Here is a 1,296-nt window from a genome sequence, read left to right as displayed (position 1 = left end):
AGCATATAAGGCAAGCTAAGGAGAAAGCACTTGAAGAACAACGAAGAGAAGCTATTAATCACGCTAGGGAGAGGGACAGGGAAAAATCAATTATTCAAAATGATACTGACTCACAAGATACGGATAATTCAAAAGCTGGACTTCAAATTGAAGAGCCTGCGCAACAGACTACAAGCTCGGTTATTGGAAGCGATTGGTCACAAGTTAGCCCAGAAATAGCTGCGAATTACATGTCAAGTAAGACAGGAGTAAGTGCTAGTAAATGGCTTGATGTGATTTATAAGGAGTCGAGCGGAAACCCTTATGTTGAAAATGAGTTATCATGCTGGGGACTATTACAGATAATGCAAAGCGTGCATGGGCAGGTATCTAATTTAAGTCCACAGGATTATTTAGACAAAGCAGTAAGTATATACCAAGGTTCAGGCGGTACAGCATGGGAAACGTGGTAAATATAAAACAGCTAGTAAATATATAATAAATTAAATAATAGAAAGTAGGTATATCATCTTTAAAATATGCTCAATTACAAAAGAAAACCTCACAATTAAGTGAGGTTCTTTTTTTAGTTTACTTTTCCGTACTCTGCTTCAAATTCGGCTTGGAACATAACAGTTTCTGGTAACTTGATTACTCCAAATTTACCTTGGAAACCTCCAAGCATACGTGTTGTTTTAATATGTCGTGCTGAAACTCCGTTACATACATACCAATTTTTAGTGTCTTTGCAATTAATTAGGAACATTTCGATTTCTCCACTTTCTGTTGTGTTATTGTTAGAGCCTCCAGTTTGTCCTGTAAGGCGTTTATTTAGTTCTGCGATAAAGTATGAGCGACAACTCTCTAAAGTGCCACCATGGACTTCTACTGACCGTCTAGGGCAACTTGTACTTGAAAGTTCTTGATGTAGCTTTACAGTATCACGATTAGGAATTAGTCCCCATTGTTTCATGTACTTAGCTACATCGTCCAGTACTGCTTGTTCATTTCTCAAGAATTGGTTTAAATCTCCCTCTGATTGGCACACTTCCCAACTGGCATAATTTGCATTACCATATGAGTTAGCGCAATGCCATGCCATATTAGAGAAGTCAGAAGCCTGTAAGCGGCCATCGTTTCCAATGTAAACATGAGCAAAACCATTTTCAGGGTTGTGCGTAGGTAGCCAATTATTGTAGAAACTAGCATTAGCACCATTTGAGCCTGCGTCATTGTGAATCACAACCCCAGTAGGATTATGCCCACGAACGCCAGCATTAGTTATATTCATTCTTTTTTATCCTCCGTTTGTTCTTC

At 38.6% G+C, this 1,296-nt stretch carries 2 protein-coding genes; one reads left to right on the top strand and one right to left on the bottom strand.

The annotated features are described in order from the left end of the window. Nucleotides 1-452 (top strand): transglycosylase SLT domain-containing protein (locus tag L979_RS15245; protein ID WP_081994443.1); only part of this gene is annotated, 452 nt, incomplete at its 5' end. A 113-nt stretch (nt 453-565) separates the two neighbouring features. Here the strand turns inward: L979_RS15245 and L979_RS15240 are convergent. Next, the gene (locus L979_RS15240; protein ID WP_047692439.1) at nt 566-1,270 is read right to left on the bottom strand and encodes an N-acetylmuramoyl-L-alanine amidase; all 705 of its coding nucleotides are present in this window, start codon (nt 1,268-1,270) and stop codon (nt 566-568) included. Nucleotides 1,271-1,296: the final 26 nt, after the last annotated feature.

Source organism: Kocuria sp. ZOR0020, from assembly GCF_000800955.1.
GTDB classification, from domain to species: Bacteria; Actinomycetota; Actinomycetes; order Actinomycetales; family Micrococcaceae; genus Kocuria; species Kocuria subflava.
The sequence above is the reverse complement of the archived record's forward strand: the minus strand, read 5'-3'. Positions and strand labels throughout refer to the sequence as shown.